This is a genomic window from Planctobacterium marinum (assembly GCF_036322805.1).
Classification (GTDB): domain Bacteria; phylum Pseudomonadota; class Gammaproteobacteria; order Enterobacterales; family Alteromonadaceae; genus Planctobacterium; species Planctobacterium marinum_A.
In genome coordinates this window covers 4460203-4475450 of the sequence record NZ_AP027272.1, presented here as the reverse complement: position 1 = coordinate 4475450, position 15248 = coordinate 4460203, and the positions used below count along the sequence as shown (strand labels likewise).

Genomic DNA, 15248 nt, shown 5'->3' with positions numbered 1-15248 from the left:
ATCTGCTCAGTGGATTAGACCACTTCTATACTTTTTCAGCGTTTTAATTGCCTTTTTGCGGTTGTCCTTGGGTCTGCATGCGGTTCACCATATCTTTTGCTGCGGCATTTGCTGCTGCTCGCTGTGCTGCCGTGGTGCATTGACGCACAGGTAATCGGGAGCCAGTTACCGTGGTGTTTTTACACTGAAAACCAAGGCGTTGCTTTTGTTCCTCGCTTAAGCATTGAGGTAGTGCTTTATTATCCTGACATTCATTGATTTTGGCTAACTCGGCCGAGTTAGAGATGCAACCTGTAAGGGTTGTGACTAATATTGCGCTACAGATAAGACTCAAAGTGTTTTTCATGTATCCTCCTTAAAAAAAGCCACCCGCGATGGGTGGCTTGGGTCATTAGAATGTGACGTTTACACCAGCAAAGATATATCTGCCCATGGCGTCAAATGGCCCCGGGAAAGTATTACCATTACCGATACCTGATGGTGTGTTTGGCACGATAGGAGGCTCTCTATCCAACAGGTTGTTGATACCAAAACGCAAACCGGTATGGTCAGTAACTTGCCAGGTTGAAGCGATATCCAGATAGTTCTGTGCAGACAAAGTCGTTGGTCCGCCGTTCAGCTCCTCTGTTTCGCCAAAGTGTCTCCAGGTGGCCGTTACTGAAGCATCCCAAGGTGTTTCCCAGGTAACCTTCAGGTTAGAACGCAAGTCAGGGGTTGGGGCACCACAAGTGGAGCGATCCCAATAACCTTTACATTCAACCACAGGAGCATCAGGTGTGGACTTTTGGTCCCACTTGGTCAGATAGGTACCTACCAGGTTCACTTTAACTGCGCCCATATCAGATAGCTCAAAGCGATAAGACGCGTCAAAGTCGACACCTGAGGTTTCGAAGAAACCAATATTAATATCAGTGGCTACAATGTTGTCGTTACCAATCCACAGTGTTCCTCGGCCTGGATCACGGTTGATTAGGCTACAGAACTCATCAGCACCAGTGAAAGCACATTGGTCCAGAATGAAGCGCTCCGGTACGTTAGAGATTGCGCCCTGTACGTCAATATTGAAATAATCCAACGCCAGGTCAAAACCAGGCAGGAACTCTGGTGCGATAATCAAACCAAAGGACACAGTATCTGACTCTTCAGGCTCAAGGTCAGGGTTGCCACCGGTGATGGAGTTATACTGCCCGGCCGGGTTGTCGGCAATGATGCCGTACTGTGCTTCCGTCACACCGGTGCGAGCACATTGCTCAAAGGTGTAAAGCGGCGTTGCTCCGGCACAAGGGTCTTCGTTCATGTTGTACAATCCCAGCGATTGCGGACGGAATAAATCTCGCACATTACCGGCGCGTACCGCGTGTTGGAAGCTACCTCGAACGCGAACTTGCTCATTGATTTGCCAGTCAGCAGCGTACTTGTAGGTATTGGTATCCTGACCTGTGGAATAATCAGAATAACGATAGGCCAGTTCTAAAGTGAGCTGTTCTGCGATGCTGCTATCTTCCAGTAGAGGAATACTCATTTCGGTGAAAAATTCACTGACATCGTATTCACCAGAAACGGCTGCAGTTGGGCCACCTTGTCCTGCACCATCACCTGTCTGGAAAGCATTATCCGGATCGAATTCCAGTGATTCTTCCCGATGCTCCAAACCTACTACAATGTTAACACCCAAGCTGTTGCCAGGTAATTTAATGCCGTAGTCGGTTAAGTCACCGGCCAGGTAACCACTGATTTGTTTGGTGACCGTATTACCCTTGGAAACCAGTGGTAAACTGATGTAGTTAAGCGCAGCCTGAGTAACACCGCCTGTAGTAAAGATGTTGTAAGGCACACAGTTAGGGTCAGAGCCGTCTAATACTGACTGACAAACTGGATCGCCAGTATTCGGGTCTGTTACCACGTTCAAGGCTCTGGTAATGGCAGTAGTGGATAAATCATTTTTGAACAATTGACTGAATGTTACTGAGCCATAGTTGGCAAAAACATCATAGTTCCAGTTTTCGTCAATCATGCCGCGGGCACCGATAACACCGCGGAATGACGTATGGCGCAGGTCATCGAGGCGTTGGCCGCCCTCTACATTTCGCTTGCCCACAAATGCAGTCACCGTATCGTCCATACCGAAGCCGCGCGAGGCACAGAGTGCGTCGAACTGTTGATCGGACAGAAGTGGGTTATTACAGTTAAGCGTGCTGGTTACAAAGAATGCGCCGGAAGGAGCGATACCGGAGACACTGCGGTCATCCATGAAGTTTACTTCTGCATAGATATCCAGCTTTTCATCCACTTCATAGTGACCAAAGGCACCAAATGTTTTGCGCTCATCAGGGCGTTGGTAATAGCTCACTTCCGCGAAGTTAAAAGTCTCGCCGTTGCGATTTAGAAACTGATCCCCTGATACGATAAAATCATAGGTCGCAAAGTCGGTAACACGACCTTCCGCTATTGTACCTGAACCGACACAGCCATTGGGTACACCACTGATGGCACAGTGAGCATAGTCCCTGTCGCCCTGGATAACGGAGCCGATATCGCGTACCGTGGCGTAAAGGGTAACGTTACCTTTGCCATCCGCTGTATTGGCACCAAGGATCAAGCTGAAGTCGTGGGTTTCACCATCAGTGACACTGCCATTGGGCGCGGTAAAGTTTGCGTCGGCATTGAGCTGTTGCAAACGGCCATTGTCGTTATCGTGCTGATTGAAACTGTATTGATAATCCAGACTAATGCCTTCGAAGTCATCTTTCAGGATAAAGTTAACTACCCCGGCAATGGCGTCTGAGCCGTAGGTTGCGGAAGCACCACCAGTGAGAATTTCCACTCTTTCTACAAGTGCGGCAGGTATTTGGTTGATGTCGGCACCAATACCACCCGCTTGCGGAGAGCCTGCTGGCAGGCGACGGCCGTTAAGTAAGGTAAGCGTTCTGGTGGAACCAAGGTTTCGCAGGTCTACCGTTGCCGTACCCGTTGCACCATTGGCAATGGCAGATGTTTGTGCAGCATATATCTGAGGCATATCGTTCAGCAAGTCTTCCATTCTGGTGACACCCGAAATGGCAATATCTTCTGCAGAAATTTCAGTGACTGGACTAGTACTTACCAGGTTAGTGCGCTGAATACGCGAACCTGTTACCGCGATCTTTTCCACCTGGTCAGCGCTTTCTTCCGATTCCTGAGCCATGGCTGGCAAGTAAAAGGTACTACTGGCTACAGCAAACGCGATAGCTGTCGTTAGTTTGTTGTACTTAAACATGTGTTTCTCCTGGGGACTCGTGCTTTCGCTCGAGCCCGTTTTTATGATTATTTTTGGACGAATCCAGCAAGCAAACTAAGCTCAGACGAGATTGCCTACCAGTTGAGATCCACCAATGGGTAGGTTCAGGATGTGATATGGCGGAAAACGGCTGTGGACAGGTTGAGTGAGTACCTGCCAGGTTTTACAGGCCTTTATACACGGCGAATATAGAAGATGGTGTGAAATGGAGGTGTCGTGTTATGAGGTGCGCGTAATGGCGTTGTTTTGGCTTAAAAAGTCCAAAACTGGAGCAAAAAATACGCAAATTGGAGTGATTTTGATGTCATTATTCCCCCTTAAAGAGGCTCGTCACTGTGATGAATTTGCCTGAATCATATACAACAGAGATAATGGTCTGCTGATTAATAAGATGCGAATTAGATGTTGCGAAAATTGCTACAACACTTGCCGGGAAGGGTATTTTTACTGACTAATACACTGACCTGGTTGGGGCTCAATAGTATCGCTGCCTGGTTGTCGTATAGCCGACAAATTGAGGCGGGACACGAAACCACTTATCTTGATACATGGCTGATTTACATTCCCTGGTGGGGTCATTATATCTGGTTTGCGCCCTTTGTTTCCGCCTGTATTGCTATGTTCCCTGAGCAAAAGCGCAGTGTATGGTTGCACGTGCGGGATAACCTGGCTTTATTTATGGTTTTGATGCCGACTATTTGGTCAGCATCCTTACTCAGCGCAACACTCATGCAATTTGGTAACTTACATTGGGAAAATGTAGAAAAACTCTTGCCCACGCTGATCACCGGCCCTTTCCATTTCGACATGATCATTTACGCTGCTATCGTCAGCATTGCCTATACCAGGAAATCAGAAGCGAAAGTTGCCAACGAGCAAAAACGCAATCGAGAGTTAGCTCATCAACTTTTACAAACTGAACTTGATGCACTCAAAGCTCAACTTAATCCGCACTTTTTGTTTAACACTTTAAACAGCATTGCCAGTCCGATTCGCCTGCAAGACAAAGACCAGGCGCTGATAGCCTTGAGCGAATTGAGTCAGATGTTGCGCAAAGTACTGGAACATCAAAATAACGAGATGACCACCTTAGCTCAGGAAATGGAATTCATTAATAGCTACCTTACTATTCAGCAAATGCGTTTCGTGAACAAACTCGAGGTGGATATCGATGTTGAATCCGAATGCCTGCAATACGATGTGCCTTTCATGCTACTGCAACCTATTGTTGAAAATGCCGTACAGCATGGCTCTCGCCTGGAATCAGACGACAACCTTATCCAACTAAAAATATACAGTGAAGGTGACGAGTTGGTGGTGAAGATGCGCAACCGATTTATTGCCGATAAGCAGCACAAGGGATTTGGTATTGGCATCGAAAATAGCCACAAACGATTGACGCGTATTTATGGTGATGAATATCAGTTGCAATTAAAAGAGTGCAAGGACGGCTATTTCGAAACCCTTGTCAGGTTACCCACTGGAGAATAAACATGAAGGTATTAGTGGTTGATGATGAGCAGTTATCGCAAAAAAATTTGCAGGTACTGCTGGAAGGTTATCCTGAAGTTACAGACATAGCTTTTGCTAGTAATGGTAATCAAGCAATCGAGGTGTTTCAGAGCTTCCAACCTGAGATGGTATTTTTGGATATCGAAATGCCGGGTAAGTCAGGCCTTGAAGTGGCAAAGGCACTGGGGGAGCAAGCCGCTGTGGTTTTTGTCACTGCTTATGATCAATACGCCATTAGTGCGTTTGAACTCAACGCCATCGATTATTTATTGAAACCCTTCGATGACGCTCGTTTTGAACAGGCTTTTACGCGAGCCAGAGAGCAGTGTCAAAAACGCGAGCAGCGCATTAATTTTAATGAACTGGGAGAGTTGTTCGACGCGATGCAAGATGAGCGCGAACAGCGTTATAAAAGCCGCATCGTGATCAAAGATTTAAAGCGCATTCGCTTAGTCAACGTCTGCGAAGTGAACTATATCCTGGGTGCGGGTAACTACGTAGAAATCCATCTGGACAATGGTCAGCATTTTTTGCATCGGGAAGCCATGAATGGCATTGAAAATCAGCTCAATCCCAGAGACTTTATTCGCATCCATCGTTCCTCTATCGTTCGTATTTCCTATATTAGTGAATTGTTGCCCAATGAGCGCGGCGACTACAAGATCAGACTGAAAAACGGCCTGGAGCTCACCGTCTCCAGGGCCAATAAACACAAACTATTGTCTTTTATCCAGGACTAACTGCTGTTAGTTCTGCTTTTGCCAGTAAAAACAGACTGGCGATGGGCTTTGATACTTTGGCAAAATCCCAAAATTGAGTGGTTTTGCAGTTCGTGTTAAGAGCGATAACGGCATTGTACTCGGGTATGACCATGAGCCAGCTTTGTGAACCTCTTGAAACGCCGCCATGGTTGGCCACTAAAACATCACCTATCTCGTCGCTTAATTTTGTTTGATGTACACGCCAGCCAATGGCGTAATGCTGTTCATTAACCTCGCCATTGTTTAGTTGTTGCGGTGTCCAGAACTGCGCTCTGATTGCTTCATTGATAAAGTCCTCATCAATAAATCCGTTGCCGAGCTTTACCAGATCTGATGGTGTAGAGATAAAGCCACCTCCTGCCAAGCGGTGACTTAAGTCGACATCTCTCCAGGGGCGAACTCGTGTCGCATTATCGTGTTCTCGCCAGTAAAAAGTGGCCAGGTGTTCAGCATTATTTTCAAAATCCACTTGCGCCGCAGTGGGCAAAGTGGCTTGCATTTCAAGTGGCTGCAAAACCAGTTTGTTCATTAAACTTTGATAGGAGATTTGCCCGGCCTCTTGTATCAAAGCACTGAGTAAAACCGATCCATAGCTCGAGTAACTGAAATCCTCACCGGGAGAAAATAACAACTCACTTTCATCGAACAGGCTAACCGCATCGTTAACATCCGGGTAGCTGGAATTCAGCGCGATACTGCGATATAGCCCGCTAAATTCAGTGTTGTCTTTGTAATGGGGTAAACCTGACATATGAGAACTTAACTGTCGGGCGGTGATATCTTTCCAGTTTGGATTGAGTTCACTTAGTTTGTATTCACTGAGCGGCGTATCAAGCAACAACTGCTTTTCTTGCACCAATCTGGCCAGCAGGGTGGAGGTGAGCGCCTTGGAAGTACTACCTATTCGAAATTGCGTGGCGCTGCTCATTGGCTCTTGCGCTGCAATATCGGCCCAGCCGGCGGTGCCTGTCCAAACTAACTCACCATCAATCGCAATGGCCGCAGAAATGCCCGGCGCATACATGTTTTTCTGATGTTCAGTCAAAAGCGCAATTGCCTGTGTCGCTGCCTGTTCATATTGAGACACATGTACTTCGCTACTTGTAGGCGATTCTACCGCTAGTGTCAGGTATCCCCAAAAAGGCATCGGTGCCTCACCTCTGTGGGCGTAAAACTGATAAACCGGGGCAATAAAATAAAGTCCAGGCAAGATAAGTAATAATGAAGAAATGTACAATAATCTGCGCATTCACATCCCTTTTTAGTTAGAACGTATTGCGCCGTAAGTTATGAATACTGCTCCTGAAAGTCTGCTCATTTTTGAAAAAACAGGTGCAGTTTTAAATCCGATTGCGAAATTCTGATGCGGTAACGCCTTTTTCCTTTTTAAAACTGCGGTTAAACGAGGCGATTGAATTAAAACCGGTTTCCAAAGCCAAGGTTAAAATTGGCTCTTTTGTTCGTGCCGGATCTCGTAACTTTTTACACACAGCAGGGATGCGATAGCTATTGATAAAATGAGAGAAATTATCATAACCCAAATGGTTGTTAATGAGCTGTCTTACCCGGTGTTCAGGAAGTTTGAGTTCACGGGCCAATTTACCAATGGACAAATTATGTTCAGTATAAAAACCAGAATCCATTAACTGTTTAAGGCGCGTCAGTTCAGCCATCTTTATATTTTCTGACCGTTGTTCACTTGTTTTTTCTCGACTTTCACGCTGAGCTTCTGGCTCTGTGTTGGCTTCAATGGAAAGTGAGGGCCGCGCGTAAATGCAAACTAAGATGAATGCCAATAAAGCATTGCCGAAACTAAAGTAGGGGTCGTCTTTTAACTGATTGAATAGCAATTCAATCATTGTCAGTAATAGCATGTAAAAACTGATGCCAATCATCATTAAACGCCGCATAAGTCTACGCCGCTCTACCAGATCGTCAGAATAGTGAAAGACACTGTCAATGAGTATGACCAGCAACAGCCCAAAGCCCACCATGTGATTGATGTCGTGTAACATGGCTTTACCTGCGTAGCCGAAGAACAGGATGACTAAACTGAAGAACCACAAGATTGTCAGAGTTTTTAACAGTTTAGGTAATACTGACCACAGCGTCACGCCACGTGTAGAAAGCCAATAATAATTGAGCAATGCGTAACTGGTTAGATCGGTAAACAGCAGCAGTGGCGGGCGAAGCCAGCCATAATGCTCATTAGCTATGGGGGCTGTCAGCGCCAGATAAGCAATAATGCTACAAATGAGTAACGGTCTACTCAAATTTGAGGGCGATAGGTGCCCGGTAAGTAGTGGTCGTAACAAGTGCAATAACTGACCGCAGGCTAAGGATCTGAGCAGCACATCAAGTAGTTGTATAGTGGAGAGGGTGATCAATGAAACAGGTTATCCCAAGCCGAGAGGAATGAGGCGATACATTGGCACGTTAAGCGCGCTGCTAACGTGCCAATAATTGAAGGAATTAATCCAGTTCACTTAACCAAACGATCAAATCCACCATGTCATCGGCAGACATGCCGCGCTGGAAGGTGGCTTGGTATTTACCGTTAACGATGAAGTTAGGCACGCCGCTAACATGGCGGCGGAACTCATTGATAAGTTTAGCATTTTTACCCATCATGCCTTTTACCGCAAAACTGTCCCAGGCTTTGTCGAATTGCTCAGCAGTAATGCCGGTTCTGGCTAAAATAGCTTGCAAATCTTCTTTGCTGGCGATGAGTTTACGGTCTCTGTGAATGTGGCTGAAAATAGCGCCATTCACTTCCACGTCTTTGTTAAGCGCTCGACCAACCATCATGGCCTGGCTTGCCATATCTTGTACGTCAGGGCCTGCTGAGCGCATAAAGTTTACGTGAACTTTAACGAATTTGACGTCGTTGGACTTTTTCTTTTTGATCTCAGCCACAATGGGTTCAAAGTTGTAGCAGTGAGGGCACCAAAAAGAGAAGAATTCTGTGATGTTTTTCTCTTTTGAGGCTTCGTCGGCAATAACGCGGTAATGTGTGCCTTCTTCCCATAACACCTGCGCTTGGGAATTAAACGCCATCAAAGCGGTGAACAACATCAATCCAAAAAACTTTCTCATTATAAAAACACCTGAATACGAATAGTGGCGAAAGGTTACCACAACGGATTCACCGGAGTGAACCCGCCTGGTAACAAGTTTTTAAGGATTATTCAATTTAGAAGCTTAATGCCAGCTTAACTCCAAGGTGGCGTCCTTGAGTATTGAAGCCCTGCACTTCTGTGTATTCCCTGTCGAACAGGTTGTTAATGTAGGCTTGTGCCGTCAGCGTTGCAGTTAAATCCCAGACGATATTGCCATTTACTGTAACAAAATTGCTAAGTGGCATATTGCCGATATCAACCGCCCCTTTTTCCAGATGCGCATACAACGACCAGCGAGTTTGGCCGTCATTGAATTCTTGTTGATAACCCAAATTAGCCAATTGCTCTGGGCGTCTTAAGCGCTGATTGCCCGCCTGATCTTCACTATCCATATAGGTATAGTTGAACCAGATTTTATCACCGTTGGATAAGGTTGATTCAGTTTCAAACTCAATGCCCTGGGAATCGCTCTTTCCACTGGTTTGCAAATAGCCCTGAAATGCAACCGCATCAAACAGAATTTCATCTTCTATTTGCTGTTCAAACCAGGTCAAACTCCACCAAGTGTTTGCAGAGACTTTGTGGATCAACCCTAAGTCATAACCTTGACTGGTTTCTTCTTTGAGTTGTAAGCCAGCGGCATCACCATAAGCGAAAGGACCATCATTGTATGCCTGTTCAAATAATCCGGGGGCACGAAAGCCGGTTCCCCAGGTGGCTTTGAAGCGCAAAGATTGTTGGTTTTGCAGAGGTAGTAGATAATTGATGCCACCGCGCCAGGAGGTAAAGCTACCAAAGGTATCGTTGTCGTCGTAACGCACACCGAGATTCAGGTTAATATTATCAAAACGCTCGCTGAGCCATTCCACAAAGTAACCCTTATTATCCCTGTCGGTACTGTTCAGAACGTCTTCTTCTGCTTTAAAGTCTACGCCAAATGAGATCGTATCTGCACCCAATTGGTACCAGCCTTGATAATCTAGACGACGAATTTCCCCCTCATTGCCAAAACCGAACTCCCCGTTATTGATAAAGTCTTTTTCAACATCGGTAATGGCATAGCCCAGGCTGTGCTGCATGGCTTCGGTGCGATACTGCAAAGCCAGTCTGGCACTGGTTTGTTCCGATTCAGTAACACAGTTGTTGATAGGCGCAAAAGTGGTATTGTCAAAGCAACCATCGTATTGGGTTTCACCTTCAGTACTGCGAATAACCAATTGCAGACCGAGTTGTTCATTAAACTGATGTTGGCCTTTCAGGTGCAGCGTGGTGTTGTCATAGCCATCGGTTTCACCAGAAACATCTGTCGATTGGGCATTGATACCATCGCTGCTTAAATCAGAAACGTTTAACATTATGCCGGAAGTCTTATTGCCCAGATTGAGAGAGGCACTGTATTGCTGGGTACCGAATCCAGCGAATTCGGCAGCAATATTGCCGCTAAGTCCTTCACCGGTTTCCTGCGTTGTAACCCTTACCACACCGCCGGCATCGGCACCGTAGATTAAACCCTGTGGTCCTTTTAACAGTTCAATACGGGACACATTGTTCAGCAATAAATCATCCAATACTGGCGTAAGCTGCGGTGCTGTTGGGTCGGTGAGTTCTACTCCGTCCACGTATAAACGGGTTCTGAAACTCTCTTCACCGCGCACCCGCAATACAGTATTTTTACCCAAGCCGCCAGAGTTGGATACATGTATCCCTGCAACTGTGCGCAAGGTATCTGCAACGGAAAGCTGGTAACGGCCAATAAGGTCTTCTTCGTTTAACACCGCAACGCTGGCACTGAGTTCATTTATATTCTGTTCGATACCGGCAGAGACGACGGTAATTTTTTCCAGACTGTTGTCGGTGTTTTCTTCGGCAAAGGTAGCCTGACTGCTGAGCAGAGCTGCACAGCAAAGTGTTAGATAGGTTTTTTTCATTGTGTGTTCTCGTTTAGCATTCCACCCGAATGCGGTAACTCAACCCTTGCACTACTGATATGATTCAGTGTGAAGGAACCAGACAGGCCGGTATCCGGGCTTTTAAACAGCTCTGTGGCAGACTTTATCGCCTTCCCGTCAAGACAGTGGCGCGAGATAAAATCCGGTAAGAAACTCGAGTTTCTTTCCTGCTTAATTACCGTTGCGGGGGCAGCCCAAGACTGGTTCTGAAAAAGAACGGCACTTGGTTCCCGTTTAACTCGCTGCGAAGGTTTTCACAGCAAGCACCTGAAGCTGAAGGATTATACTTAAAATTTTGAAAAAGTAATTTTTTAATAGCAAACAAGAATAAATTGAGGGCTACGGATTGAGCTTTAATGCTGGCTCATCCAATGCCGCCACTTGTTCTTTAAGGGTGAGTATTTGTTGTTCCCAGTATTTTTCACTACCAAACCAGGGAAAAGCCTGTGGGAATGCAGGGTCTCGCCAGCGTTTATCCAGCCAGGCCATGTAGTGCACCAGGCGCATGGCCCGCAGTGGTTCAATCAGCTTTAACTGAGCCGTATCAAACTCGGCAAATTCTTCATAGGCGCACACCAGCGTATCCAATTGCAGTAACTGGTTCTGTCGGTCGCCACTGAGCATCATCCACAGATCCTGAATGGCGGGACCACTGCGACAATCATCCATATCTACAAATGTTGGCCCATCTCGCCATAAGATATTGCCGGGGTGACAATCGCCGTGTAGTCGGATGTTTGTAGCATCGAAGTAGCATTCGGTTACTTTGTCCTGTAAGACATCCAAAATAGTGAAAAAGGCTTTGTGCAAAGATTCCGGGATCAGTTCACTGGCTGAGAGTTGTTGCTTAGGTTCCAGCAAGTGACTGTGGATATCCAGCGCCGGGCGATGCTTGAATGCTTTGCCTGCAGCCACTTGATGAATGCGACCGATAAAGCGCCCCATCCACTCTAATTGGTCGAGATTATCCACTTCGAACTGACGCCCTCCCACTGAGGGAAATACCGCAAAGCGAAATTCCTGGTGGCTTAACAGGCTGTTTCCTTCGAATTTGATGGGAGCACAAACCGGGACTTCGTGCTCCAGCAATTCATGGGTGAAGTCGTGTTCCTCCTGAATTTGGGCATCGCTCCAACGCTGCGGACGATAAAATTTCACCACATAGCGAAGATTGTCTTCGGCCAAAAATTGATAAACTCGATTTTCGTAGCTGTTTAATGCCAGTAATCCGGAAACCGGGTAGATGCCGGTGGTTTCAACGGCATCCAGAATCAGATCCGGTGTTAAACCAGAAAAATTAAATTGTGACACGCTTTTCCTTGTTTTATCGGTACAGGAATTTACTGGGCTCACTCACTTTAATCTCAGGGTTTTCCTGAGCGACCACTTTAATGCGAATATCCGTAACTCTGTCTTCCAGCAGGTACGGGTCAATCGCGACACTGATGGGTAAGGTGAATATTTCGCTGCCCCTGACAGTAAACTCACTCTCGCCGATGAATTTGTGTTCTGGTAAACCCTCGATGGCCACAGTATAACTGAAATCCTGCTGCGACTTATTGAGAATCTTTAAGGTGTAGACATTCTCAATTAAACCGTCATAAGTTTCCCGGTAAAGGGCGTTTCTATCTCTGATGATATCGACTTCCAGAGGGACACGAGTGAAGATCTCAAGCGCTAACAAGGCCACCATAACGGTTAATACCACCACGTATCCAACGAGCTTAGGACGCAGAATTTTGGTGTACTTGCCTTGCAGACGATGCTCGCTGGTAAAGCTGATGAGATTCTTTTTATAGCCCATCTTTTCCATTACACCATTACAAGCATCGACGCAGGCTCCGCAATTGATACATTCATATTGCAGACCATTGCGGATATCGATACCTGTAGGACAAACCTGAACACAGAGATTGCAATCAATACAATCACCCAGACCTTTTTCTTGTAGTTTTTCCTGGGTCATTTTACGACCGCGAGGGCCGCGCTTTTCACCTCGCGTTGCATCGTAAGCTACGGTAAAGGTATCAGCGTCAAACATGGCCGATTGAAAACGCGCATAAGGACAAATATGGGTGCACATAATTTCCCGCATCCAGCCTGCGTTACCATAAGTACAGAAAGTAAAAAACAGCACCCAAAAGGTCACCCAAAAGCCCGTTTCTAAGGTAAAGAAATCGGCAAACAGCGCATCGATTGGCACAAAGTAACCCACAAAGGTAAGGGATGTAAGCAACGCCACCATCAACCAGCACAGGTGTTTCAGGGTTTTTCGCCAAAATTTGTCAAAGTCCATCGCCCGTTCATCGAGCTTAATACGTTTATTACGAGGGCCTTCAATTTTGTGTTCGAACCAGATGTACATATAGGTCCAGGTGGTTTGTGGACACATGAACCCACACCAAACACGACCGGCAAAGGTAGTGACAACAAATAGCGCAAACGCGGCGATAATAAAGATCCAGGCCAGCAAGGTGAGATCCTGAGGCCACAAGGTCATACCAAATACGTGAAAGCGTTGTGCTTCGAGGTCAAACAGGATGGCCTGATGACCACCGAACTGCAGCCACGGCAAACCCGCGAAAAGCAAAATAAAAAAACCACCAAAAAAGCGCCTGAAGGTTTCCAACGCCCCCTTTACCTGACGCACGTAGACATGACTGCGAGGGGTATAATGATCTCCACGCTTGTCGGCATCGGGTTTGTGAATTTTAATTGGTGTGATGTCTTTGATAGGGATTTGCTGTTGCACCGCTTTATCTGCGTTGTCATTTGCGGCGCTGTTTTGCTCTTCACTCATAGTGTGTTGCTGCGATTTGTGTTGCGTTCTCTGCTCTAGTATATCAGGTTCACATTTGTTCATGGTGGCTGGCATGGAATTATTTCCGGATTAAATCGTCAAATTAATATAAAACGGCTTACTCATTTGCTGATTATGAGAAATGGTTATCGAATTACATACTCATCAATACTGGCAAGCTTGCCGATATAGAGTAAAATTTAAACTGACATCGGACCTTGATTTAACGCAATGAAACGTGCATTTATTATCTTAATTGAAATCGCTTTCCTGTTTGCAATATTGCAAACCTCGTTCGCACAATATGTGTTGGGCGACGTACAGGGCGAGGTTTCAGGCTGGTTTGAATCTGTTGCAAACTACAGCGAGCGTGAACAACTCTCAGAACTACGAGATAACTTGCAGCCTTATGTGGCAAAGTTGTCAGAGCAACAACAAACTTATCTCAATCAATTGACGAATGACAAAGAGCGGATGCGCAAGTTTAGTGCAGATTATTGTAAAGGTGACGATAAAAACCCGTACGTCTACGGTGAAACCTTAAAAATTGTTTGCGCTGAATTTGTGAGCAGTCGGGTGTTGTTTCCGGCAAAAAATAGTTAACCCTGATAGGGGTAACTGAGCACAAAACGCGCTCCCCCCAGCTCACTGTCTCCCACCCAAACAACACCACCGTGCCATTGCTGGATCTTTTTCACCGTAGCCAAGCCAAGGCCCGCACCACCCTTATCCCGGGTACGGCTTTGATCGGGACGGTAGAAGGCATCAAATATCTTACTTCTTAAATCTTGTGGAATCCCCGGTCCATCATCTTCCACCACTAACAATAGACCGCTTTGGGTGACTTCACTGCTGACTTGAATGCGTTGTTCAGCGTACTTTAGGGCGTTGTTTATCAGGTTGAGCAAGGCTCTTTCCACAAAGTGGCCGTCGGCTATTAAGGTGTGTTCCTGGCAAAGGTTGTTGATGCTAATTTTTTCGGTGTGTTGTTTAGGTAGTCCGGCGATGAGGGCCTGTGTCATCTCCTTTACCGGGATCTCGGCGACTGAAAGCTCCGGTGTATGATGTTCCGATTGGGAAAACTCCAACATTTCCTGGGTTAATCGATCCAGTTCATTGAGATCTTCTTGCATGTCTGTTTGCAATGTGGAATCCGGTAGTGTGGCCATTGAGAATTTGAGGCGCGCCAGAGGGGTGCGGAATTCATGGGCAACCGCACTGGTAAGTTCCCGTTGATTGTTTAACAGGTTTCGCACTTGCTGACTGAGATTATCTAACGCTTGGGAGATAACATTGAGGTTAGAGGATGGGCTTAAATTCACCGATTCAATACTGCCATCGGTTTGTACTGAGCGAGCCGCTTTTTCCAGTTTCTTGATATCTCGCCACAAAGGCCAGGTCCACAGTGCTACAAGCAATGCCAGGAGCGTAAAAAAGGCAATGCGATACCAGAAAATGACGCCGATGGGGCGATCGTTTTCTGCCATCTTTACCTGTAAATAATGACCATCTGGCAATTGCGTATAGATATTCGGGGTATCGTCAGTTTCGTATGAAATAATATACCCTTGCTGTTGGAATTGAATTTCCTGTGAAGGGGCCAATGCCAAAGACGAACTTGGTATCTTCTGAGCAGAGAGGTGAGCACTGTCGTTCAGTTCGGCGATATCAGTATCTTGTTGTACAAAGCGCAAGCTCTGGGCGAGGGACTCGATTTGCTTGTTTTCGCTGGTATTTTCCAACATCAGCGTATCTAACAGTGATGTAAGGCCAACCAGTGCTAGTACGATAAATAGATAGAAACTGATGAATATGCGTAACACGAATGCC

Annotated in this window: 12 protein-coding genes and 1 riboswitch; of the genes, 3 read left to right on the top strand and 9 right to left on the bottom strand. The window is 46.2% G+C overall.

The window, feature by feature from the left end:
• Positions 1 to 43 precede the first annotated feature (43 nt).
• Complete coding sequence (locus AABA75_RS19600) at positions 44 to 346, bottom strand: hypothetical protein (RefSeq protein ID WP_338294424.1); 303 nt, start codon at positions 344 to 346, stop codon at positions 44 to 46.
• 45 nt (positions 347 to 391) lie between these two features.
• Entirely contained in the window at positions 392 to 3256 is a 2865-nt protein-coding gene (locus AABA75_RS19595; protein ID WP_338294422.1) for a TonB-dependent receptor domain-containing protein, read from the bottom strand.
• Between the two features lie 423 nt (positions 3257 to 3679).
• Here AABA75_RS19595 and AABA75_RS19590 point away from each other — a divergent pair, with 423 nt between their 5' ends.
• Positions 3680 to 4768, top strand: a complete 1089-nt coding sequence (locus tag AABA75_RS19590) for a sensor histidine kinase (protein WP_338294421.1) — start codon at positions 3680 to 3682, stop codon at positions 4766 to 4768.
• A gap of 2 nt (positions 4769 to 4770) precedes the next feature.
• Positions 4771 to 5529, top strand: coding sequence for a LytR/AlgR family response regulator transcription factor (locus AABA75_RS19585; RefSeq protein WP_338294420.1), 759 nt, complete (start codon positions 4771 to 4773; stop codon positions 5527 to 5529).
• Here the strand turns inward: AABA75_RS19585 and AABA75_RS19580 are convergent.
• The 6 genes from AABA75_RS19580 to ccoG all read right to left on the bottom strand — a co-directional run bounded on the left by AABA75_RS19580 (position 5516) and on the right by ccoG (position 13370).
• Positions 5516 to 6799, bottom strand: a complete 1284-nt coding sequence (locus AABA75_RS19580) for a serine hydrolase domain-containing protein (RefSeq protein WP_338294419.1) — start codon at positions 6797 to 6799, stop codon at positions 5516 to 5518. The genes AABA75_RS19585 and AABA75_RS19580 overlap by 14 nt on opposite strands.
• Before the next feature lie 91 nt (positions 6800 to 6890).
• Positions 6891 to 7823, bottom strand: coding sequence for a helix-turn-helix domain-containing protein (locus AABA75_RS19575; RefSeq protein WP_338294418.1), 933 nt, complete (start codon positions 7821 to 7823; stop codon positions 6891 to 6893).
• A 199-nt stretch (positions 7824 to 8022) separates the two neighbouring features.
• Positions 8023 to 8646 (bottom strand): thiol:disulfide interchange protein DsbA/DsbL, encoded by a 624-nt coding sequence (locus AABA75_RS19570; protein WP_338294417.1) that lies wholly within the window; start codon positions 8644 to 8646, stop codon positions 8023 to 8025.
• A gap of 97 nt (positions 8647 to 8743) precedes the next feature.
• Positions 8744 to 10597: a TonB-dependent receptor plug domain-containing protein gene (locus AABA75_RS19565; RefSeq protein WP_338294416.1), complete on the bottom strand. Its 1854-nt coding sequence runs from the start codon at positions 10595 to 10597 to the stop codon at positions 8744 to 8746.
• 68 nt (positions 10598 to 10665) lie between these two features.
• Positions 10666 to 10902: riboswitch (cobalamin riboswitch) on the bottom strand.
• Between the two features lie 55 nt (positions 10903 to 10957).
• The gene (locus tag AABA75_RS19560) at positions 10958 to 11929 is read right to left on the bottom strand and encodes a serine/threonine protein kinase (RefSeq protein WP_338294415.1); all 972 of its coding nucleotides are present in this window, start codon (positions 11927 to 11929) and stop codon (positions 10958 to 10960) included.
• Between the two features lie 13 nt (positions 11930 to 11942).
• Positions 11943 to 13370: a cytochrome c oxidase accessory protein CcoG gene (gene ccoG, locus AABA75_RS19555; RefSeq protein WP_338294892.1), complete on the bottom strand. Its 1428-nt coding sequence runs from the start codon at positions 13368 to 13370 to the stop codon at positions 11943 to 11945.
• A gap of 279 nt (positions 13371 to 13649) precedes the next feature.
• Here ccoG and AABA75_RS19550 point away from each other — a divergent pair, with 279 nt between their 5' ends.
• Complete coding sequence (locus AABA75_RS19550) at positions 13650 to 14021, top strand: hypothetical protein (RefSeq protein ID WP_338294414.1); 372 nt, start codon at positions 13650 to 13652, stop codon at positions 14019 to 14021.
• Here the strand turns inward: AABA75_RS19550 and AABA75_RS19545 are convergent.
• A complete protein-coding gene (locus AABA75_RS19545) occupies positions 14018 to 15241 on the bottom strand; it encodes an ATP-binding protein (protein ID WP_338294413.1) in 1224 nt (407 codons plus the stop codon). The two genes, AABA75_RS19550 and AABA75_RS19545, sit on opposite strands and share 4 nt — an antisense overlap.
• Positions 15242 to 15248 lie beyond the last annotated feature (7 nt).

Bases quoted from the DNA above. Each gene is read 5' to 3' on its own strand.
- AABA75_RS19585 (WP_338294420.1), top strand. From the start codon at position 4,771: ATGAAGGTATTAGTGGTTGATGATGAGCAGTTATCGCAAAAAAATTTG.
- AABA75_RS19565 (WP_338294416.1), bottom strand. From the start codon at position 10,597: ATGAAAAAAACCTATCTAACACTTTGCTGTGCAGCTCTGCTCAGCAGT.
- AABA75_RS19595 (WP_338294422.1), bottom strand. From the start codon at position 3,256: ATGTTTAAGTACAACAAACTAACGACAGCTATCGCGTTTGCTGTAGCC.
- AABA75_RS19550 (WP_338294414.1), top strand. From the start codon at position 13,650: ATGAAACGTGCATTTATTATCTTAATTGAAATCGCTTTCCTGTTTGCA.
- AABA75_RS19590 (WP_338294421.1), top strand. From the start codon at position 3,680: ATGTTGCGAAAATTGCTACAACACTTGCCGGGAAGGGTATTTTTACTG.
- AABA75_RS19580 (WP_338294419.1), bottom strand. From the start codon at position 6,799: ATGCGCAGATTATTGTACATTTCTTCATTATTACTTATCTTGCCTGGA.
- AABA75_RS19570 (WP_338294417.1), bottom strand. From the start codon at position 8,646: ATGAGAAAGTTTTTTGGATTGATGTTGTTCACCGCTTTGATGGCGTTT.
- AABA75_RS19600 (WP_338294424.1), bottom strand. From the start codon at position 346: ATGAAAAACACTTTGAGTCTTATCTGTAGCGCAATATTAGTCACAACC.